Origin of the sequence: Kosakonia sp. R1.Fl (assembly GCF_023516815.1) — a bacterium.
GTDB lineage: Bacteria > Pseudomonadota > Gammaproteobacteria > Enterobacterales > Enterobacteriaceae > Kosakonia.
In genome coordinates, this window is the sequence record NZ_JAMGSQ010000001.1 from 1,821,518 (window position 1) to 1,842,407 (window position 20,890).

At 56.6% G+C, this 20,890-nt stretch carries 20 protein-coding genes and 1 pseudogene; 14 read left to right on the top strand and 7 right to left on the bottom strand.

Annotation, left to right across the window (positions count from 1 at the left end; genetic code table 11):
* Positions 1 to 16 precede the first annotated feature (16 nt).
* Positions 17 to 979 carry a quinone oxidoreductase family protein gene (locus M8Q36_RS08495; protein WP_249880588.1) on the bottom strand — a complete coding sequence of 321 codons (963 nt, stop codon included), beginning with the start codon at positions 977 to 979 and terminating at the stop codon, positions 17 to 19.
* 109 nt (positions 980 to 1,088) lie between these two features.
* On the opposite strand from M8Q36_RS08495, the gene M8Q36_RS08500 reads away from it, so the two are divergent.
* The 11 genes from M8Q36_RS08500 (at position 1,089) to M8Q36_RS08550 (ending at position 10,864) form a co-directional block, all read left to right on the top strand.
* Positions 1,089 to 1,982 carry a LysR family transcriptional regulator gene (locus M8Q36_RS08500; RefSeq protein ID WP_249880589.1) on the top strand — a complete coding sequence of 298 codons (894 nt, stop codon included), beginning with the start codon at positions 1,089 to 1,091 and terminating at the stop codon, positions 1,980 to 1,982.
* 250 nt (positions 1,983 to 2,232) lie between these two features.
* Positions 2,233 to 2,568 (top strand): glycine dehydrogenase, encoded by a 336-nt coding sequence (locus tag M8Q36_RS08505; RefSeq protein WP_020456287.1) that lies wholly within the window; start codon positions 2,233 to 2,235, stop codon positions 2,566 to 2,568.
* Positions 2,569 to 2,578: 10 nt separating this feature from the next.
* Complete coding sequence (locus M8Q36_RS08510; RefSeq protein ID WP_020456288.1) at positions 2,579 to 2,941, top strand: SFCGS family glycine-rich protein; 363 nt, start codon at positions 2,579 to 2,581, stop codon at positions 2,939 to 2,941.
* A 2-nt stretch (positions 2,942 to 2,943) separates the two neighbouring features.
* Positions 2,944 to 3,240, top strand: coding sequence for a DUF4312 family protein (locus M8Q36_RS08515; protein ID WP_020456289.1), 297 nt, complete (start codon positions 2,944 to 2,946; stop codon positions 3,238 to 3,240).
* A gap of 51 nt (positions 3,241 to 3,291) precedes the next feature.
* Complete coding sequence (locus M8Q36_RS08520) at positions 3,292 to 4,068, top strand: DUF4311 domain-containing protein (protein ID WP_017459108.1); 777 nt, start codon at positions 3,292 to 3,294, stop codon at positions 4,066 to 4,068.
* Positions 4,069 to 4,077: 9 nt separating this feature from the next.
* Positions 4,078 to 4,719 carry a DUF4310 family protein gene (locus M8Q36_RS08525; RefSeq protein WP_249880590.1) on the top strand — a complete coding sequence of 214 codons (642 nt, stop codon included), beginning with the start codon at positions 4,078 to 4,080 and terminating at the stop codon, positions 4,717 to 4,719.
* 42 nt (positions 4,720 to 4,761) lie between these two features.
* The gene (locus M8Q36_RS08530) at positions 4,762 to 5,895 is read left to right on the top strand and encodes an amidohydrolase/deacetylase family metallohydrolase (protein WP_249880591.1); all 1,134 of its coding nucleotides are present in this window, start codon (positions 4,762 to 4,764) and stop codon (positions 5,893 to 5,895) included.
* Entirely contained in the window at positions 5,879 to 6,997 is a 1,119-nt protein-coding gene (locus M8Q36_RS08535) for a DgaE family pyridoxal phosphate-dependent ammonia lyase (RefSeq protein WP_249880592.1), read from the top strand. The genes M8Q36_RS08530 and M8Q36_RS08535 overlap by 17 nt, the downstream gene beginning before the upstream one ends.
* Positions 6,994 to 7,734: a 2-dehydro-3-deoxy-phosphogluconate aldolase gene (gene dagF / locus M8Q36_RS08540; RefSeq protein ID WP_249880593.1), complete on the top strand. Its 741-nt coding sequence runs from the start codon at positions 6,994 to 6,996 to the stop codon at positions 7,732 to 7,734. Before M8Q36_RS08535 ends, dagF begins: the two co-directional genes overlap by 4 nt.
* A 56-nt stretch (positions 7,735 to 7,790) precedes the next feature.
* Positions 7,791 to 8,939, top strand: a complete 1,149-nt coding sequence (locus M8Q36_RS08545) for a lactonase family protein (protein WP_249880594.1) — start codon at positions 7,791 to 7,793, stop codon at positions 8,937 to 8,939.
* A 14-nt stretch (positions 8,940 to 8,953) separates the two neighbouring features.
* On the top strand, positions 8,954 to 10,864 hold the full coding sequence (locus tag M8Q36_RS08550) for a BglG family transcription antiterminator (RefSeq protein WP_249880595.1): 1,911 nt from the start codon (positions 8,954 to 8,956) through the stop codon (positions 10,862 to 10,864).
* 34 nt (positions 10,865 to 10,898) lie between these two features.
* Here M8Q36_RS08550 and M8Q36_RS08555 read toward each other — a convergent pair whose 3' ends face one another.
* The gene (locus tag M8Q36_RS08555) at positions 10,899 to 11,732 is read right to left on the bottom strand and encodes an oxidoreductase (protein WP_249880596.1); all 834 of its coding nucleotides are present in this window, start codon (positions 11,730 to 11,732) and stop codon (positions 10,899 to 10,901) included.
* A 104-nt stretch (positions 11,733 to 11,836) separates the two neighbouring features.
* On the opposite strand from M8Q36_RS08555, the gene M8Q36_RS08560 reads away from it, so the two are divergent.
* The 3 genes and pseudogenes from M8Q36_RS08560 to M8Q36_RS08570 all read left to right on the top strand — a co-directional run bounded on the left by M8Q36_RS08560 (position 11,837) and on the right by M8Q36_RS08570 (position 13,401).
* Positions 11,837 to 12,757 carry an AraC family transcriptional regulator gene (locus tag M8Q36_RS08560; protein WP_249880597.1) on the top strand — a complete coding sequence of 307 codons (921 nt, stop codon included), beginning with the start codon at positions 11,837 to 11,839 and terminating at the stop codon, positions 12,755 to 12,757.
* Positions 12,758 to 12,849: 92 nt separating this feature from the next.
* Complete coding sequence (locus M8Q36_RS08565; RefSeq protein WP_017459099.1) at positions 12,850 to 13,092, top strand: type II toxin-antitoxin system RelB/DinJ family antitoxin; 243 nt, start codon at positions 12,850 to 12,852, stop codon at positions 13,090 to 13,092.
* Positions 13,082 to 13,401: pseudogene (locus M8Q36_RS08570) on the top strand (type II toxin-antitoxin system RelE family toxin). The gene M8Q36_RS08565 and the pseudogene M8Q36_RS08570 overlap by 11 nt, the downstream one beginning before the upstream one ends.
* Positions 13,402 to 13,406: 5 nt before the next feature.
* Here M8Q36_RS08570 and nrdG read toward each other — a convergent pair.
* The 5 genes from nrdG to treR form a co-directional block, all read right to left on the bottom strand.
* A complete protein-coding gene (gene nrdG / locus M8Q36_RS08575; protein ID WP_249880598.1) occupies positions 13,407 to 13,871 on the bottom strand; it encodes an anaerobic ribonucleoside-triphosphate reductase-activating protein in 465 nt (154 codons plus the stop codon).
* Positions 13,872 to 14,132: 261 nt separating this feature from the next.
* Positions 14,133 to 16,268: an anaerobic ribonucleoside-triphosphate reductase gene (nrdD, locus tag M8Q36_RS08580; RefSeq protein ID WP_249880599.1), complete on the bottom strand. Its 2,136-nt coding sequence runs from the start codon at positions 16,266 to 16,268 to the stop codon at positions 14,133 to 14,135.
* Positions 16,269 to 16,652: 384 nt separating this feature from the next.
* Entirely contained in the window at positions 16,653 to 18,308 is a 1,656-nt protein-coding gene (gene treC / locus M8Q36_RS08585) for an alpha,alpha-phosphotrehalase (RefSeq protein WP_249882740.1), read from the bottom strand.
* Between the two features lie 45 nt (positions 18,309 to 18,353).
* Complete coding sequence (treB, locus tag M8Q36_RS08590; protein WP_249880600.1) at positions 18,354 to 19,772, bottom strand: PTS trehalose transporter subunit IIBC; 1,419 nt, start codon at positions 19,770 to 19,772, stop codon at positions 18,354 to 18,356.
* Positions 19,773 to 19,899: 127 nt separating this feature from the next.
* Positions 19,900 to 20,847, bottom strand: a complete 948-nt coding sequence (gene treR, locus M8Q36_RS08595; protein WP_249880601.1) for a trehalose operon repressor TreR — start codon at positions 20,845 to 20,847, stop codon at positions 19,900 to 19,902.
* Between the last annotated feature and the right edge of the window lie 43 nt (positions 20,848 to 20,890).

The following is a 20,890-nucleotide window of genomic DNA, read 5'->3' on the forward strand; positions in this document are numbered from 1 at the left end:
TTTAAAACGCGTTATGTCAGGGGATCAAAATCACCTTCCCGCTAAACTCTCTGTTTTCCAGCAAATCATGCGCCTCTTTACCCCGGTAGAGCGGAAAAGATGTCACCTCCGGCAATTTGATATGCCCTGCTTCCAGCAGAGCCAACAGGCGGTCGGCGCGACGCTGCCGCTCTTGTTGCGATGTCAGATAAGTCCACAGATCGGCACCGATAACGCCGGTGGAACGCAACAAAAACTGCGCCGGATCCAGCGTGGGGATCGTGCCGCCGGACATACCGAATAGCACAACGCGCCCGCCATCTTTCAGGCTGTCCAGGCTTTGTTGCAGCGTGCTGCCAACCGAATCAAACACGATATCGCAACCCGGCGTATGCCAGGCGCGAACCTGTTCAGGCCATGAGTCGTAATCGGCGGCGGCGTCTGCGCCGTTACGCAGGCAGAGGCGCTGCTTGATCTGGTTAGAAGCCACAGCGAACACCTGTGCGCCCCGGTGTACCAGCATTTGCGTCAGCAGGCTGCCCACGCCGCCAGCGGCGGCCAGCACGGCGACACGCATGCCGGGTAGCACCGGTAACACATCATGCACCAGATAATCTGCGGTTAAGCCTTGCAACAGAATCGACGCGGCTTGCGTTTCAGAAAGCCAGTCGGGAAGGCGGATGGCGTGTTCCTGCGCCACCACAATATGGCTGGCGTGCGCCAGTGGCACATCGGCAAAACCCACGCGATCCCCCGGCTGCCAGCCGCTTACACCACTCCCCACGGCAATCACCTGGCCGGCGCCTTCATATCCGGCAACCCAGGGGGCGCTTCCTGCCAGCGGGTAGCGCCCCTGGCGGCGATAAATATCCGCAAAATTCAGCCCGGCGGCAGAAACGCCCACCAGCAACTCACCCGCGCCGGGCTGCGGCGTCGCGTGATTGTGCAGGTAGAGCACGTCTGAAGCGCCAAATTCATTGAAAACCAGCGATTGCATCATTAAGAGCCCAATAAACGATAATGGCGCTATTATTTCCCGCGTCCTGTTGCGGATAAATGGGGCGTTGTTATCTTCATTTGATACAGTGGGTTTAGAATGCGGGTGGAAAATGGATTATCTCAAATGCGTTGAGTCGTTTGTCAGCACCATCAAGTTCGGCAGTTTTACCGCCGCCGCCGACTCGTTAGGCATCACGCCGGCAATGGTCGGTAAACATGTGCGCGAACTTGAGCGTCGCACCGGTTGCAAGCTGCTGCACCGCACCACGCGCCGCCAGGGTCTCACCGAAGCGGGCCAGCGTTTTTACCAGTATGGTCTGCAAATCCTCGCCACCGTTCGCGAAGCAGACGGGTTAGCCAGTCATCTTTATGAAAATGTCTCTGGCCTGCTGCGCATCAGCGCGCCGGTGGCCTGGGGCAACCATGTTTTAACCCCCATTCTGTCGCGTTTTTTACAGCAATATCCCGGCGTGAATGCGGAAATGGTGCTGAGCGATCGCAAAGTCTCGCTGATTGAGGAGCGTTTCCAGCTCGCTGTGCGCGTCGGTGCTGTCCAAGATGAAGGGATGATTGCCATTCCGCTGGCGCCGTACCAGATGATCCTCGCCGCATCGCCAGACTATTTAGCGCGCCACGGCTCGCCCGAAACCCCGGAAGAGTTGAAACAGCATCACTGCATCAGTTTTAGCCAGTGGCGATCCGATCACAGCTGGCAGCTGCAAGGGCCGGACGGTAAGCAAGAGGTGGCGATTACCCCGCGGCTGATGGTGGATTCCGGCGAGGCGATTCGCCAGGCGGCGCTGGCCGGGCTGGGGATTGTGCAGCACGCCGACATCATGTTGCAGCGGGATATCGACGCAGGTCGCCTGTGTGCCGTACTGCCGGGCTATTTACCGCCGCCGCGCCCGATGCACTTATTACATTTACCCGGCAGGCCGTTGCTGCCGCTGGTGTCGTCATTCACAGATTATCTGTTGCGGGCGCTGAACCACGGGCAGGAATAAGTAAACCTTATTCACCTCACACTTTTCCTCTCCCGCCCGCCGTTTTTTTGTGCTTTTGGGCTGCCGTTTTTCCGCCGCTTTTGGTCAAAATTGTGACCGCAATACAGTGAAAAATCCCTCAACGGCCTCATTTTGCGGCGCAGATCACTAAAGCCTTCCGCGTTTCCACTTCGAAGTGGAAAACTCCTCGCTACAAACTCTTAACCTGCAACGTTAGTTTTATTCCGAAGCCATTAACGGGGTACGACGAGTGAATAACGGAGCGGTAATAAACGACGCGGAGCAGGCTGCGCAAACGGCAACCCTCGCTGAACGCATGCTGAAGCAGGTGTATGCCTTACTCAGTTCTCAGAACATTACGCCGAACGCGGTGCAGCAACAGATGCTGACCTCTCATGTCCGCGCGATGGCGCACCGGTCGGTAACCGGCGAACCGCTACCGGAAGTGGATGCCAGCCTGTTTGATGAGATCTCGGCGGATTCCATGAACCTTGCCCGCGACGTCGTGGCGGCTTTTGGCAACCTTCCGGAAGAAGAAGCCTGGCTGCTGTCGGTGCATTTCGAAGTGGCGAAAGACAACCTTTAAGGAGCGAACAATGGAACAGATTACCGTAGTGATTGGCGACCGTCTGGGGAAAGGCCAGAAAGTGGCGGCCGGTGTAGAAAAAGCGGGCGGCCGCGCGGTGGTCGTGCCGGGCGTGGCGGCGGATATGAAACTTGGCGACGTGATGAAAGCGGAAAACGCCACTTTTGGCATCTCCTTTTGCGGCAGCGGCGGCGCGGGCGCAATCACCGCGCAAAACAAACATGGCTACAAAGCCAAATATGGCATGCGTTCTGTGGAAGAGGGCGTGACGGCGATTAACGAAGGCTGCAACGTGCTGGGCTTTGGCTTTATGGACAAAGAAGAGTTAGGCGAGCGTCTGGTGCAGGCGTGGCAGAAAAAATACGGCGCATAACCATGAAAGAACAGTTCACCACCACGGTCAGGGTAAAGGGCAAGGGCGATGCGAAAGCGCGCGCCTTCGCCGATGCGCTGAACCATGTTCAGGCCGCGGTGATGAAAACGTCGCCGCACATTTTACTGCGCATTGAGCCACAGGACGTGCAGGTTGTTCAGGCGCAGGAAACGACGCGCAAAGAGGCGTTTTTGTTCCTCTTTCTGCGCCGTATAAGACGCACGTACAGCGTGGAGCTGGACGTCACCGTCAACGTGACCGCCATCAATCTCGATAAAGTGGATTTCGTCACGCAATAACTCACCGCATACCCCAGAAATCACTATCACAGGGTAGAAGAGGGCAGACTGATGTTCTTAATCATACTAATAAAATCGCTCATTATCGGCGGCCTGGTGGGCGTCGGCGTGGGCGCAGGGGCTGCACGCATGTTCCATGCGCCGACCACGCAAGGGATGGGCGCGTTTCGTACACTGGGCGAACTGAACTCCTGCGAAGGGGACCCGGCTTCGCACTTCTCTTTTGGTCTGGGTTTCTTCTTTAACGCCTGGGCGTCATCCGTTGCGGCGGGGTCGTTCACCCAGGACGTTGATCACCGCATTATTCCGAACTGGGGCGCTGCTGCGTTGATGGTGAAAAACCGCAACGTGGGCGAAACCCTGCACGATCCGAAAAAGATGGCTATCGCCTGCGGCTTGATCGGCATGGTGGTCGTCACCTTCCTCAACCTGACTGCTTCCTCCGTTCCGGCGGCGTTGCAGGTGACGGCGGTGAAAGTGCTGGTTCCGGCCGCGAACCTGCTGGTCAACACCGTGATGCCGGTGATTTTCTGGCTGGCGGCAATTGATGCAGGCAAGAAATCCGGTTTCTGGGCGACCGTTTTTGGCGGCGCGGCGCAGCTCATTATGGGTAACGCCGTACCGGGCCTGGTGTTGGGCATTCTGATTGGTAAAGGTGTGGAAGAGAGCGGCTGGAACCGCGTCACCAAAGTGATGATGACAGCGATTGTCGCTCTGTTTGTGCTGAGTGCGTTCTTCCGCGGCTTTGATCTGAAAATGATCGAGTCCTTCCACCTGAGCGCGCCGGACTGGCTGTCGCTTATCCACAACTCGCTCAGCGGCAAATAAGGAACCGAGATGGAACAGAATAAAGGCTTTTGGTACGCCGACTGGTCATTCCCGATTTTCGTCGGCCTGCTCTCTTCCGGCGTGTTCGCCGGGACACACATGTACTACCTGTACGGCATTGGCGCGTTTAACGAAGTGGCGTTTGTTTCGATGCTGCGTTCCGGCATGGATACCGGCGTTTACGGCGCGGTGGCGGCGTTTGGCGCGAGCTTCCTGTTTGCCCGCATTATCGAAGGTTCGCTGGTAGGGATTTTGGATATCGGCGGCGCTATCCAGACCGGGGTGGGGCTTGGCGTGCCGGCGCTGCTGCTCGGCGCTGGCTTTGTCTTCCCGGTGGCGAACTTTGCGGCTTCGCTGGCTACCGGGCTGATCATCGGCCTGGCGATTGGCTACCTGATTATCCTGGCGCGTAAGTTCACCATCAACCAGAGCGACTCCACCTACGGCGCAGACGTGATGATGGGCGCGGGTAATGCGTCCGGCCGCTTCCTCGGCCCGTTGATTATCCTCAGCGCGATGACTGCTTCCATTCCGATTGGTATTGGTTCGCTGATTGGCGCGCTGCTGTTTTACCTCTGGCAGAAGCCGATCACCGGGGGCGCGATCCTCGGCGCGATGCTGCTGGGCTCCATCTTCCCGGTAGCCCTCTGACACCCACGGGCGCTGCGGCGCCCGTTACTCCTGGAGATACGCATGTTTGATTTACTCCTGCGCCGGGCGCGTCTGGTTGACGACACGGTGACGGATATCGCCATCGCGGCGGGCAAAATCGCGGCGCTTGGCGATATCGACGGCCCGGCGGCGAAAAGCGTGGATTTACGCGGCGAACACTATGTCAGCGCCGGGTGGATCGACTCCCATGTCCACTGTTACCCGAACTCACCCATTTATCACGACGAGCCCGATAGCGTCGGCATTCAGACCGGTGTTACCACGGTGATTGATGCCGGTAGCACCGGCGCGGATGACATCGATGATTTCTATGCCATTACCCGTAAGGCGTCTACGGACGTCTATGCGCTGCTGAATATCTCGCGCGTCGGGCTGATTGCGCAAAACGAGCTGGCGAACCTGAATAATATCGACGCCAATGCTGCGCGTGAGGCCATAAAACGCCACCCGGATTTTATTGTCGGCCTGAAAGCACGCATGAGCAGCAGCGTGGTCGGCGACAACGGCATCACGCCGCTGCAACGCGCCAAAGTCATCCAGCAGGAAAACGGCGATTTGCCATTGATGGTGCATATTGGCAACAACCCGCCAAATCTCGATGAGATTGCCGAGCTGCTGACCTCCGGCGACATCATTACCCACTGCTATAACGGCAAACCGAACCGCATTTTGACGCCTTCCGGCGAGCTGCGCGCCTCGGTGACGCGCGCCATTGCGCGCGGGGTGCGGCTTGATGTCGGGCACGGCAGCGCCAGTTTCAGCTTTGCGGTGGCACAGCAGGCCATCGCGCTGGGTATTTTGCCGCAGACCATCAGCTCCGACATTTACTGCCGCAACCGCATCGATGGCCCGGTGCACTCACTGGCGAATGTGATGGCGAAATTCCTCGCCATCGGCATGTCGCTGCCGCAGGTGATCGCCTGTGTGACCGACCACGCCGCTGATGGCTTGCGCCTGCAGCATAAAGGGCGTCTTGCCGTGGGTTTCGACGCCGACCTGACCATTTTCGACCTGAAACGCCAGCCGGTGCTGTTCACCGATGCGGAAAACGAGACGTTACAGGCCGAACAGATCCTCACGCCGCTTGCCGCCATTCGCGCGGGCAAGGGCTATATGACCGAACAAGGGAGTGCAGAACATGCCTTCGATTTATGATAAGTACAATTTAAAACAGGTGATTAATGCCTCCGGGCGCATGACGGCGCTCGGCGTTTCCACGCCGCGGCCGGAAGTGGTCGACGCTGTAGTCAGCGGCATGAATCACTACTTCGAAATGAAAGACCTGGTGAATAAAACCGGCGAGTACATTGCAAAACTGCTGGATGTCGAAGGCGCGACCGTGGTGTCGTGCGCTTCCGCCGGCATTGCCCAGTCCGTCGCTGCCGTGCTGGTGCGCGACAGTGACTGGCTGCTGGAAAACCTGCACAGCACGCCGATTGAGAACAACGAAATCGTGCTGCCGCGCGGGCACAACGTTAACTTTGGCGCGCCGGTAGGCACCATGGTGGCGCTGGGCGGCGGCAAAGTGGTAGAAGCCGGTTACGCCAATGAATGCTCTGCCGATCAACTGGCGGCGGCAATCTCGCCGCGCACGGCAGCGATCCTCTTTATCAAATCTCATCACTGCGTACAAAAAAGCATGCTCAGCGTGGAGCAGGCCGCCGTGGTGGCACGCAAGCACAATCTGCCGCTGATTGTCGATGCCGCAGCCGAAGAGGATTTGCAGTGCTACTACCGCGCCGGAGCCGACCTCGTTATCTACAGTGGCGCAAAAGCGATTGAAGGGCCAACCAGCGGGCTGGTGATCGGCAAAACGCAGTATGTGGAGTGGGTAAAACGCCAGACGGCGGGCATTGGCCGCGCAATGAAAGTGGGCAAGGAGGGCATTCTCGGCCTGACCTGCGCCATTGAACACTATCTTTCTGCCAGCAAAGAGAGCGGGGCGGAGATGGTCGCCAAAATGACACCGTTTATTGAGCAGCTAAACACCCTGAAAGGCGTGAGTGCGCGCGTGGTGTGGGATAGCGCCGGGCGCGATATTGCCCGCAGCGAAATCAAATTTGATGAAGCCGTTACCGGTATCGCCACCGGCGAGCTGGTCAGCGCCCTCAAACAGGGGGAATACGCCATTTACTTCCGTGGTTATAAAGCCAACGAAGGGATTATCGAAGCCGATGTGCGCAGCGTCACCGCCGATCAACTGACGATCATTTATCGCCGCATCGCCGAAGAACTGAACAAGGAAACAAATGCATGAAACTGACGCCGAATTTTTACCGCGACCGCGTATGCCTGAATGTGCTGGCGGGCAGCAAAGAGAACGCCAGCGCGATTTACGAGGCTGCGGAAGGCCATGTGCTGGTCGGCGTGCTGTCGAAAAACTACCCCGATGTCGCTACTGCCGTAGCGGATATGCGCGACTACGCGGCGCGTATCGATAATGCACTTTCCGTTGGTCTTGGCGCAGGCGATCCAAACCAGTCGGCCATGGTGAGCGCCATCTCCCGTGAAGTTCAACCGCAGCACGTTAACCAGGTGTTCACCGGCGTGGCGACCAGCCGCGCGCTGCTCGGGCAGAACGACACGGTGGTTAATGGCCTGGTCTCGCCAACCGGCACGCCGGGAAGGGTAAAAATTTCCACCGGGCCGCTGAGCAGCCAGGCGCCAGACGGCATTGTACCGGTGGAAACCGCCATTGCACTGCTAAAAGATATGGGCGGCAGCTCTATTAAATACTTCCCGATGGGCGGGCTGAGATGCCGCGACGAATTTATCGCCGTGGCGCAAGCCTGTGCGCGCCATGATTTCTGGCTGGAGCCGACCGGCGGCATTGATCTGGACAACTTCAGTGAAATCCTGCAAATCGCGCTGGATGCGGGTGTCCGCAAGGTAATCCCGCATATTTACAGTTCGATCATTGATAAGGCGAGTGGCGACACGCGCCCGGCGGATGTTCGCCAGTTGCTGGATATGACCAAAGCACTGGTGAAGTAAACGATCTTCCCTCCCGATACGGGAGGGAAAACCCCCTCGTCACGTAAGGAGCCACCATGCTTACCGCTCGTCATCTGCTCACCGTTTCACTTTCTCTGCTGGCAACCAGCGTTATGGCACAAACGCAGTACGCCTGGGTCGGAACCTACAACCCGAACGGCGAAGGGCTTTATCGCTTTACCGTTGATCCGCAATCCGGTGCGCTTGGCAATAAAACGCTGGTCAGCCCGTTGCCGAATGCGGCACAGCTAACGGTGGCGCGGGATGGTAAAACGCTCTATCTCGCCAGCGAAGTGGAAAAGGGCGCGGTGCAGGCGCTGCGTATTGGCGCTAACGGCGAGTTAAGTGTGCTGAACCAGGTGGCGTCCGGCGGTGCCGGACCGGTCTATCTGTCGCTGACGCCGGATGGCCGTTTTCTGCTGGTGGCGAACTATGTCAGCGGATCGATTGCTGTGCTGCCGGTTAAAGCGGATGGTAGCCTCGGCGAAGCGGTGGATACGCGTCAGGATCAGGGCGAACCGGGAGCCGCGAAACCGGCTGCGGCGGTGGAAGGCAGTTTTGCGATTAGCGATCACAATGGCCCGCATGCGCATATGATCGCCGCCGATCCGAGCGGGAAATTCGTCTTTTCCACCGATCTTGGGCTGGATCGCATTTATCAGTATCAGTTTGATGGCAAAACGGGCGCGTTAACGCCGAATGATCCACCCTTTATTAGCGCCTCTTCGCAAGGTGCCGGGCCGCGTCACTTTGTGTTCACGCCAAAGGGCGATGGCCTGTGGCTGATCAATGAAGAAGCCTCGACGCTTACACACTATGCGCTGAACAAAACCACCGGTACGTTACAGCCGGGGAAAACCTTTTCGGCGCTGCCGAAAGAGTATAAAGGCACCAGTTTTGCCGCCGGGCTGGTATTAAGTAGTGACGGTAAACAGTTGTATGTCGCCAACCGGTTGCATAACAGCATTGCGCACTTTACGGTGAAAGCCGATGGTTCGCTAACTCATCAGGACGATGTCTGGACGCGCGGCGATTACCCGCGCACGCTAACGCTGGCGCAGAATGGCCGCTGGTTATACGTGATGAACCAGCGCAGCGATAACATCACCCGCTTTCGCGTGGAACGCGACGGTAAATTGCAGTTTGAGCCGGACTACACGCCGGTAGGCAGCCCATCTCAGATGGTTATTTCATCTCACCCCTAAGTCTGGAGAGCGACGTGCGATTCCCGAACCAACGTTTGGCGCAACTGTTTATGATGTTGCAAAACGAGACGCTACCGCAGGATGAGCTGGCACAGCGCTTGTCGGTCTCGACGCGTACCGTTCGGGCCGATATCACCGCACTGAACGCTCTGCTGCTGCACCACGGCGCGCAGTTTATTTTGACGCGCGGCAGCGGCTATCAACTGAAAATTGATGACGCCACGCGTTACCAGAGCTTGCAGGCGTCGCGCCCGCGCGCGCTGCGCATTCCGCGTAGCGGGCCGGAGCGCGTGCATTATCTGGTGGTGCGTTTTCTCACCTCCGCCTTCTCGCTCAAGCTGGAAGATCTGGCGGATGAGTGGTTTGTCAGCCGCGCCACGCTGCAAAATGATATGACCGAGGTGCGGGAGTGGTTTTCCCGCTACCGTCTGACGCTGGAAACGCGCCCGCGCCACGGCATGAAACTGTTTGGCAGCGAAATGGCGCTGCGCGCCTGTCTGACGGATCTGTTGTGGGAACTGGCGCAGCAAAATGCGGATAACCCACTGATCACCGAAGAAGCGCTCAATCCGGGTGTGCCAGAGGCGCTGGCTGCCATTCTGCATGACTGTTTTAATCGCCACCATATTCGTCTCACGGATGAGGGCGATCTGTTTATCCGCCTCTACTGCGCGGTGGCGGTTCGCCGCATCAGCGAGGGCTATCCGCTCTCTGAATTCAGCGCCGAAGATGGGGACGAAAATGTCAAAGAGGCGGCGCGGGATATCTCTGCTGCGCTGCAACATCTGGCGGGAAAACCGCTGGCGGCTGCGGAAGAGCACTGGCTGCGGGTGCATATCGCCGGGCGACGCGTGCAGGAGATCGCGCCCAGCGCCATCAGCGCCGATGACGACGAAGCGCTGGTCAACTACATCCTTGGCTACATCAACACGCACTATAACTACAACCTGCAAAACGATGATCAGTTGCATGCGGATCTGCTCACCCATATCAAAACCATGATCACCCGCGTGCGCTACCAGATAATGATCCCTAACCCGTTGCTGGATAACATTAAACAGCACTATCCCATGGCGTGGGATATGACGCTGGCGGCGGTCTCCAGTTGGGGGAAATATACCCCGTATGTGATCAGCGAAAACGAGATCGGTTTTCTGGTGCTGCATATCGGCGTTGGTCTTGAGCGCCATTACAACGTGGGTTATCAGCGCCAGCCGCGGGTGTTGCTGGTGTGCGATGTCGGAAATGCGATGGTGCGGATGATTGAAGCGGTGCTGTCGCGTAAATATCCGCAGATTGTGGTAACACGCACCGTGACGCTGCGTGAGTACGAGCAGTGCGACGGCATCGCGGAAGATTTTGTCATCTCTACCGCGCGGGTAAATGAAAAAGATAAGCCGGTCGTCACCATCGCGCCGTTTCCCAGCGAGTATCAACTGGAGCAAATCGGCAAGCTGGTGCTGGTAGACAGAACGCGGCCGTGGATGCTGGAAAAGTATTTTGATGCCGCGCATTTCCGCATCATTCACGGCGCGATGGATCAACAAACGCTGTTCAACACCTTATGCCATCAATTGCAGGATGAAGGCTTTGTCGATGCGGAGTTTCTCGATTCGGTGGTCGAGCGCGAAGCGATTGTCAGCACCCTGCTCGGCGAAGGTATTGCGTTGCCGCACGCCCTCGGGCTGCTGGCGAAAAAAACGGTGGTCTACACCGTGCTGGCTCCGCAGGGGATCGCGTGGGGCGATGAAACCGCGCATGTCATTTTCTTGCTGGCGATCAGCAAGAGCGAGTATGAAGAAGCGATGGCTATCTACGATATTTTCGTCACCTTCCTGCGCGAGCGCGTAACGGCGAGGCTCTGTGCCTGCGCGGATTTCGCGTCGTTTAAAAGCGTGGCGATGGAGTCGCTGAGCCGCTTTTGAGCCCATACCGGGGCGCTTGCACGCCCCGTGCCCGTTAACCATCGGTAGAGCGGGTAAGCGCCTCCCATGCGTCAATCTCCGCAGTCAGTGCCGCCAGTTTCTCGCGCACCAGACTGAGCGCATCGCTACCCAGCAGCAGGTGCGCGGGCGGTGTGTCGCTGTCTATTATCGCCAGCATGGCGCGAGCCGCTTTGACGGCATCGCCGGGCTGTTTTCCGCTCTTTTCCTCGCGCGCCTGGCGAATCGGATCAAAAAGCGCATCGTAATCGGCAATGGCCCGAGGCGTGCGGATCATCGAGCGTCCGGCCCACTCGGTACGAAACGATCCCGGCGCAACTGCCGTGACGTGGATACCAAAAGGCTTCACCTCTTTGCCCAGCGTTTCGCTGATCCCTTCCAGCGCGAATTTGCTCCCACAGTACCAGGCGATCCCCGGCATGGTGATATAACCGCCCATCGAAGTGATATTGATAATGTGCCCGCTGCGGCGCTGGCGCATGCCGGGTAGCACGGCTTTCATCATGGCTGCGGCGCCAAATACATTGACGTCGAATTGGTGGCGCATCTCTGCAAGCGAGGACTCTTCCATGATCCCTTCATGGCCGTAACCGGCGTTGTTTACCAGCACGTCGATGGCCCCGATGTGTGATTCAACCTCAGCGACCACGTCATTAATTTGCACGAAATCGGTGACGTCAAGCAGGCGGGCAAATGCCCGATGCGGATGCAGGGCTTCAAATGCCTGCTGCGCGTCGTGGTTGCGCACCGTGCCAATAACGTTGTGGCCCGCAGCCAGTGCTTCCTGAGCCAGCGCACGACCAAAGCCGCTGCTGACGCCAGTGATAAAAAGTGTTTTTACAGATGACATAACGCCTACTCCCATGAAAAATGGAAGCTGCATAGTATTCTCTGGCCTGCTGGCTTTTTAGGCCATATTTTCTCTTTTTATTGCCTGATCTTATGAGGTGCGCGATGTCTGACATGATCGCGAGGTTAATGGAACTTGCCCCGCAGGAGGGGTACAACCTGACCGCGCTGGCGGATGTGCGCATTTTGCGTTCCGATCGCCCGCTGGCCCGCACGCCAGTGCTCTACGATCCAGGGATCGTGATTGTCTGCCAGGGCAGCAAGCGGGGGTATTTCGGTCAGCAGATCTATCTTTACGATGAACAGCACTACCTGGCGGTAGCGGTTCCTGTGCCTTTTGTGATGGAAACGGATGCATCGGCAGACCACCCGTTGCTGGCGATTTACATGCATCTGGATTTTCAGGTCGCCGCAGATGTGATGCTGCAAATTGAACAGCACGGCTTTCCGCTGTTATCCGCTTCGCCGCAAAGCATGATCTCCAGCCCGATGGACGAGACGCTGAAAACAGCGGTGCTGCGTTTACTGGAGACGCTCGGTAACCCGCTTGAGGCGGCGATCCTTGGTCCCGCGCGGGTGCGGGAACTCTATTTTCGTGTGTTGACTGGCGCACAAGGCAATGCGATGCGCGCCGCGTTAGCCTTGCAGGGGCAGTTCGGTAAAATCGGTAAAACGCTGCGTTACATTCATGCGACCTATGCTCAACCCTTAACGCTGTCGCAACTGGCTCAGCAAGCCGGGATGAGCGTGCCAACATTCCATAGCCATTTCAAAGCGATAACCCGGATGCCGCCGATGCAGTATGTAAAATCGGTGCGGCTGCACCAGGCGCGGATATTAATGGTTCGCCAGAGACTCACTGCCGCAGCAGCCTGTTACGCCGTCGGTTACGAAAGCCCGTCACAGTTTAACCGCGAGTTCAAACGGCTCTTCGGTTTACCGCCCGCGGAGGAGGTCAGACGTATGCAAAACAGTTTTGCCGTTCCTCCGGTGCATTCAGCGTCGGAATATATCTCGTCGCACTGAAAGAGAAAGAATGAGAGCGGCTTTCCACAAATGCGTGTAATGCGCATGTAATGCTATATTGCATTACACATTCTCTTTTTACCGGAGGCATAATGGCGACGCTAAATGTTCGACTGGATGACAAACTCAAAGAAGAGGCCTGGCGCGTGCTGGAAAAACTCAATATCACCCCAACCGAAGCCGTTCGCTTACTGTTCCAGTATGTCGCTGAAAACGGGCGTATGCCGATCAAAACAGTGACGGTGAGCGAGGACGAATCGGCGTTGCTGGAAATTGTCCGGGAGCGGCTGGCGAACCCGCAAAAAGGTATCAAGGTTAATCTGGATGAATTATGAGCTGGTGTTTGATCCCCGCGCATACAAAGAATGGAAAAAACTCGGTGCCACGGTAAAAACACAGTTCAAAAAGAAACTGGCAGATGTGCTGATTCAACCGAGAATTGAAAAGGCCCGACTGCATCAATTTCCGGATTGCTACAAGATAAAATTACGATCGTCAGGCTACAGGCTACAGGCTACAGGCTACAGGCTACGGGTTACAGGTGGGTCTATCAGGTCAGAGACCATGTGGTGACGGTATTCGTTGTGTCTATCGGTAAACGCGAAAAAGCCGCCGCTTATCAGGATGCCAGTAAGCGGCTCTAATATGGTCAACGCAAGTGATGCACAACCTGGTTGCTGCTGCCGCGCCAGATAAGCATCGGGTCTTTCAGATCCTGAACAAATTTGCCGTCGATCAGCACGTTGATCAACCCGACCACCTCCCGCTGCAGGGCGTTCAGTTCGTCCATTTTGTAACCGGTCCACACCCAGATATCTTTACCGGGGCACTCGGCGCGGATGCGGGTCACCAGCTTTAAAATATCCGGCACGTTTTGCGGGTGCAGTGGATCGCCGCCGGAGAGCGAAATCCCCTGGCGCTTGATGCGCGTATCGTTGAGATCGGCAATGATCCGATCTTCCATTTCTTTGGTAAACGGCGCGCCGGAATTCAGCCGCCAGGTGCTTTTGTTGTAGCAGCCAGGGCATTCATGTACGCAGCCGGAGACGAATAGTGTGCAGCGGGTGCCGGGGCCGTTGACGATGTCGACTGGGTAGTATTGATGGTAATTCATATTTCCTCGTCGCATTTGGCGCTGTAGCTGCGTTGGCTACACTCGCGCACCCGGGTCACTTACTTATGTAAGCTCCCCGGGATTTACTCGTTTGCCGCCTTGCTACAACGTCAACTGCTTAGAGGAAACGTATCAGACAGAAATTGTAGCGGCAGAAAACGTAGGCCCGATAAGCGTAGCGCCATCGGGCAATCAGGTATGGTGAAATCACTGACCGTGTGCCCGGCGCGGGTCAACGCCACCCACCGGGCGACGGAGGTGTTAACCGATTTGCCCGTTGCCGAGGTGTTTCACGCGGCGTTTCACTTCTTCCTGCTTGCCAGCGTTGAACGGACGCGCGTCCGGGCTGCCGAGGTAGCCGCACACGCGGCGGGTAACGGAGACGCGGGACGCGTCATGGTTACCGCATTTCGGGCAGGTAAAGCCTTTGCTGGTGCATTCGAACTCGCCGGTAAAACCGCACTCGTAACACTCATCAATTGGCGTGTTGGTGCCGTAATACGGCACGTGCTGGTAGCTGTAATCCCAGACATCTTCCAGTGCGCGCAGGTTGTGCTGAATGTTCGGGTACTCGCCGTAGCAGATAAAGCCACCGCTGGCTAACGGCGGGTACGGCGCTTCGAAATCGATTTTGTCGTACGGGTTTACCTTTTTCTCGACATCAAGGTGGAAACTGTTGGTGTAGTAACCTTTATCGGTTACCCCTTCCACCACGCCGAAATCAGCGGTATCTATACGGCAGAAGCGGTCGCACAGGTTTTCGCTCGGCGTGCTGTAAAGGCTAAAACCGTAGCCAGTCTCTTCTTTCCACTGATCAACCGCCTGGCGCAGACGCTCAACGATCGCCACACCTTTGGCGCGCAGGGCTTCGTTGTCGTAGATGTGTTTATTGCCAGACAGTGCGTTGATCGTTTCGTGTATGCCGATATAACCCAGCGAAATCGACGCGCGGCTGTTTTTAAAGATCGGCGCGATATCGTCGTCCGCTTTCAGACGCACGCCGCAAGCCCCTTCCATATAGAGGATTGGCGCAACGCGGGCTTTCACCCCTTCGAGGCGCGCGATGCGGGTCATCAGCGCTTTTTTCGCCAGTTGCAGTCGGCTGTCCAGCAATTTCCAGAACGCCGCTTCATCACCTTTCGCTTCCAGCGCGATGCGCGGCAGGTTAAGGCTGATGACGCCGAGGTTGTTACGCCCGTCATGAATTTGTTCGCCATTCTCTTCATACACGCCAAGGAAGCTGCGGCAGCCCATCGGCGTTTTAAACGAGCCGGTCACTTTCACGACCTGATCGTAATTGAGGATATCCGGGTACATGCGCTTGCTCGCGCACTCCAGCGCCAGTTGTTTGATGTCGTAATTCGGATCGTTGAACTTGTGATTCAGACCATCGCGGATGGCGAACACCAGTTTCGGGAACACGGCGGTTTTACGGTTTTTACCCAGACCCGCAATGCGGTTACGCAGGATCGATTGCTGGATCAAGCGGGATTCCCAGCTGGTACCCAGCCCGAAACCAAAGGTGACAAACGGTGTCTGGCCGTTCGCGGTATGCAGGGTGTTAACTTCATATTCCAGCGACTGGAACGCGTCGTAACACTCTTTCTCGGTGCGGCTGCGCGCATAGCCGTCGGCATCCGGAATGTTCCACTCGCTGGCGACTTTGCGGTGTTTTTCGAAGCTGGCGCTGACGAACGGTGCCAGCACTTCATCGATCCGGTTGATGGTGGTGCCGCCATAAATATGGCTGGCGACCTGGGCGATGATCTGCGCGGTAACCGCCGTGGCGGTCGAGATCGATTTTGGCGGTTCAATCTCCGCGTTGCCCATTTTAAAGCCGTGGGTCAGCATGCCTTTCAGATCGATCAGCATGCAGTTGAACATCGGGAAGAATGGGGAGTAGTCGAGATCGTGGTAGTGGATCTCACCGCGTTCGTGCGCCAGTACCACATCGCGCGGCAGCAAGTGCTGGCGAGCGTAGTGTTTGGCGACAATTCCCGCCAGCAGATCGCGCTGGGTCGGGATCACTTTACTGTCTTTGTTGGCGTTCTCATTGAGCAACGCCGAGTTGGTTTGCTCAACAAGACCGCGAATATCCTGGTTCAGACGGCCGCGTTTTTCACGGGCGATATCGCGATCGTGGCGATACTCAATGTAGGCGCGCGCCAGTTGCTTGTACGGCCCGGACATCAACTGGTTTTCGACGGCAGTCTGGATTTCGCTAATATCGACTTGCGATCGGCCCTGCATCTGACGACTAATTACCTCTGCGACGGTGGCGCAATAGTCTGCGTCATCGACTCCCGCTGCTTTAGCTGCACGCAAAATGGCTTCTTGTATGCGCTCTGAGTTGAAAGGCACTTTACAGCCATCTCGTTTCATCACATGCGGTGTCATGATCACTCCATTTTAGAAAACAGGTTATCCACAATAGGAGGACGCGCAGACTGGTTGGTTATTCATTACTAAAACCAATAAGTTCGTCCCATCCAGGCCCTTGTTATCCACAGCGTGTATCGCTTTCGCGGTGGTCAGCTTGTTCGAATAATAGTCGATTAATACAACATATAGGGCTGGGGTGCATTCTAATTTCTATATATAGTGATTTGCATCAAACATGTTTGCGTTTTTATTGACTCAGGACAAAGTAAAAACCGGATAGCGCAGAGGACGGGCACTCAGAGGAAATGTAAATTTAGCCATTCTCATTTTGACTAAAAATTCAACAAAAACAGCAGGTTTATGCCTGCTGTTTTTTTGCGCCAGGGAAGTGAAAAACGCTTATTTTTGATGCCACCACACGGCTTCGAACGGTCGCAGGGTCATTTCACCCGGAACAGGGGAAACTTCCGCATAGTTGTTGATAATAACCTGCCAGTCGCCCGGCGAGGTTTCTGGCCGCCACGGCTGGAACTGATTGCTGAGGTTAGCGATAACCAACAACGTTTCTCCCTGCCACTGGCGGCGGTAGCACCATAAATGTGGATGGGCAGGAAGCAGATCCTGATAATCGCCCCAGGTGAGTATCGGCAAGTTTTTCCGCAGGCGAATCAACGACTGGTAGGTATAGAACACCGAATCGCGATCGTTGACCGCGTTTTCGACGTTGATTTCCCGATAGTTATCGCACAGACCAATCCACGGATCGGCAGTGGTGAAACCGGCGTTTTTACGCGCGGTCCACTGCATCGGCGTGCGGCTGTTATCGCGCGATTTACTGGCGAGGATCGCCAACAGCGCTTCCGGCTCGCGCCCGGCGGCACGCAGTTCGGCAAACATATTCTGGCTTTCCACATCGCGGTAGTCGGTAATGCGTGCAAAATGCGGGTTGGTCATACCGATCTCTTCGCCCTGATAAATGTACGGCGTGCCCTGCATGCCGTGCAGCACCAGCGCCAGCATTTTGGCGGCGGGCACGCGCAGCGCGCCTTCTTCGCCAAAGCGCGACACAATGCGCGGTTGATCGTGGTTACACCAGAACAGCGCGTTCCACGCCACATTGTGCATCCCTTGCTGCCAGTGGCGGAACAGCGATTTCAACGCCACAAAATCCGGTTTCGCCAGCGACCATTTTTCACCGTCGGGATAGTCAACTTTCAGATGGTGGAAGTTAAACGTCATCGACAGCTCGCTGCCGTCGAGTGCGCCGTAGCGCTGGCAATGTTCCAGCGTGGTGGATGACATCTCACCGACCGTCATCAACTCGCGCGGGCGAAAAACCTCGCGGCTCATCTCCTGCAAAAACTCATGGGCGCGCGGGCCATCGGTATAAAAACGTCGCCCGTCGCCGCTTTGATCGTCGGGGAAATCCTGCTGTTTGGAGATTAAATTCACTACATCGAGACGCAAACCGTCGACACCGCGATCGGCCCAGAAGGTGCAGACTTTTTTCAGCTCGTCGCGCACTGCCGGGTTTTCCCAGTTGAGATCTGCCTGCTCCGGCGCGAACAGATGCAAATAGTACTGGCCGCTCTGGCTGTGCCAGCGCCATGCGCTGCCGCCGAATTTCGAACGCCAGTTATTCGGTGGCGTTTCTGGTTCGCCGTCGCGCCAGATATAGAAAGAACGGTATGGGCTTGCCGGATCCTGAGATGCCTGGAACCAGGCATGCTGGGTCGAGGTGTGGTTGAACACCATATCCAGCACCAGGCGGATACCGCGCTGGTGCGCCTGGGCGACCAGTTCATCAAAGTCTGCCAGGGTGCCGTAAAGCGGATCGATAGCGGTGTAATTCGCCACGTCGTAGCCGTTATCCACCTGCGGGGAAATATAAAATGGCGTCAGCCAGATGGCATCGACGCCGAGGGTTTGCAAGTAGTCGAGGCGCGTAATCACGCCGCGTAAATCACCGGTGCCAGTGCCGGTCGTGTCCTGAAAACTCTTTGGGTAAATCTGGTAGATAACGCCGTTTTGCCACCAGTGGGGAAGGGTATTCATCATGATTTCCTGCGAAAACGAAGGGGCGCAAACGCGCCCCAAAAATTACACAATCTGCAATGTGCCGTGACGGAACTTACGCTGATAAACAAAGGAGGTCAGCACCAGCGGGATGACAACCGCCACCGCTGTAGCCAGTGCGAAGACCTGCCAGAAAGCGGGTTGAATCGAGAGAAAACCCGGCAGGCCCGCCACGCCAATCCCGTTCGCCAGCACACCGTTAAGACCGCACAACAACCCGGCAAGTCCGGAGCCGATCATCGCGCACAGCATCGGGAAGCGGTATTTCAGGTTGATGCCGTACATGGCCGGCTCGGTTACGCCGAGAAACGCGGAGATAGCCGCCGGAACCGAGATTTCACGTTCATTCTCTTTACGGCTGGAGATAATGATGCCCACCACCGCAGATGCCTGTGCAACGTTTGACAGCGCAATCAACGGCCACACCGGCGTCCCGCCCATGTTCTGAATCATCTGCATGTCGATAGCCAGCGTGGTCTGATGCACACCAGTAATCACCAGCGGCGCGTAGAGGAAACCAAACAGTGTCGCACCAATCGGGGCGAAGCTGCCTGTCATCAGATGGCGAACCGCCCACGCCACGCCGTCACCAATCATGCGACCGAACGGGCCGATTAGCGCATGTGCCAGGAATACCGCCAGGATCAGCGAGCACACCGGGACAATCACCAGATAGAGGGAGTCCGGTATCAGCTTTTTAAGCCGCGTTTCAATGATGCCGAGCGCCAGCCCCGCCAGCAGCGCCGGGATCACCTGCGCCTGATAGCCCACTTTCGCGATGCTGAACAGACCAAAGTTCCACACTTCCGGCACTTGCGTACCCAGTAAATACGCATTCATCAATTGAGGAGAAACCAGCGTCACGCCGAGGATGATGCCGAGGATTGGCGTTCCGCCCATTTTGCGCACCGCAGACCAGCAAACGCCGACCGGCAGATAGAAGAACACCGCTTCACCAATCAGCCAGAGAAAGTCATACACAGTTTTCAATGGCGGAAATATCTGCACCAGCGTCTGGCCGTTGCTCATCGGCACATCGCCGACAATGTTGCGAAAACCGAGGATCAAACCGCCGCTAATCAGTGCGGGCAGCAGCGGGAAGAAGATTTCCGCGAAGTGGGAGATTAAGCGCTCGTGCCATTTCATATTTTGTCGCGCTGCCTGTTTGGCCTGCTCTTTATCCGCATGAGCCAGACCGGTGGCGGCGCGCAGCGCCTGATAGTAGTCGCCGACGTTGGTGCCAATCACCACCTGGAACTGCCCGGCGTTGGTAAAACAGCCTTTGACCATCGGTAGCTGATCAATCGCTTTTGGGTCGGCGGCGGCCGGGTTGTTTAATACAAAACGCAAACGGGTAATACAGTGACTGACCGTCGCGATGTTTTCGCGCCCGCCAACCAGCGTAATAAGTTGTTCAATATCTGACGGATTTACTTTGCTCATCCTGGTGCCTCTCGGGGGGAGAAATGATGCGTAACTTGACCGTGGCAAAGCGTAACCGCAGGCAAAAAAATTAAAAATGGGAACGTTCCCGAAACTTGGCGAGGATCACAATAAACGATAAAGCGGCTTAAACGAGGCGGGCAGGGATCACGATTTGGCGAGGCGTGGCGCGGCCATTGACCTGTTCTATTAATTGCGCGGCGGCCTGGCGACCCGCTTCGGCGTAACCCGGATCAACGGTGACAATTTCCGGGTGCAGAAACTTCATCAGCGGCGTATTGCCGACGCTGGCCAGTTGCAGATTATCAATGCGCTGTTCCTGCAAATATTTACTGGCACCGAGCGCCAGCGTATCGGTCGCGCAGAGCAGCGCGGTGGTGTCAGGGGTTAAAACGTTGGCGACATGTTCATAACCCTGCTTCATGGCAAGGCCCGGTAAGGCGAACGTGGGTTCGAGCTGGTGTTGTTGACAAAACGCCATATAGGCGTCGTGGCGGCGTTTGCCGGTGGTGGCATCGTTATGCGGTACGCCAATAAAACTGATATGGCGATGCCCGCGGGCATAAAGATTTTCCATTAACAGCTGAATTGCGCCGTCATCATCGTAACAGACCGAGGCGAAACCACTGGCATCGCGCGCCAGCAGCACCAGCGACGACTGCCAGGCCGTGAGCAGGCTTTCGGTGACGCCGGTAAAGCCAAACAGCACAACACCATCAATATTACGGTGGCTCAGCATCTGCAAATGCTCTTCGACCAACTGCGGCGAAAACTGGCTTTCCATCATAATCGGGTCATAACCCTGTTCGTAAAACGCCGGAAGCATGGTCTGTACGGCAAGGTTTTCCGAGAGAGAATCCAGACGCGAGACGATAATCGCCACCACTTTATCGCTCTGTCCGCGCATGGCGCGCGCGGAGCGGGAAGGGGAGAAACCGTGCTGATTGACCACCGCTTCCACCCGTTCGCGTGTACGCTGGCTTACGCCGCTTTCGTTATTCAGCACACGGGAAACAGTGGATTTGCCCACGCCGCTTAAGCGTGCGATGTCTTTGATTGTCAGCCGGTTTTGCATACTTCAATCCTTTCCTGATAGGGGCGGGTTGCAGGATAAAGGA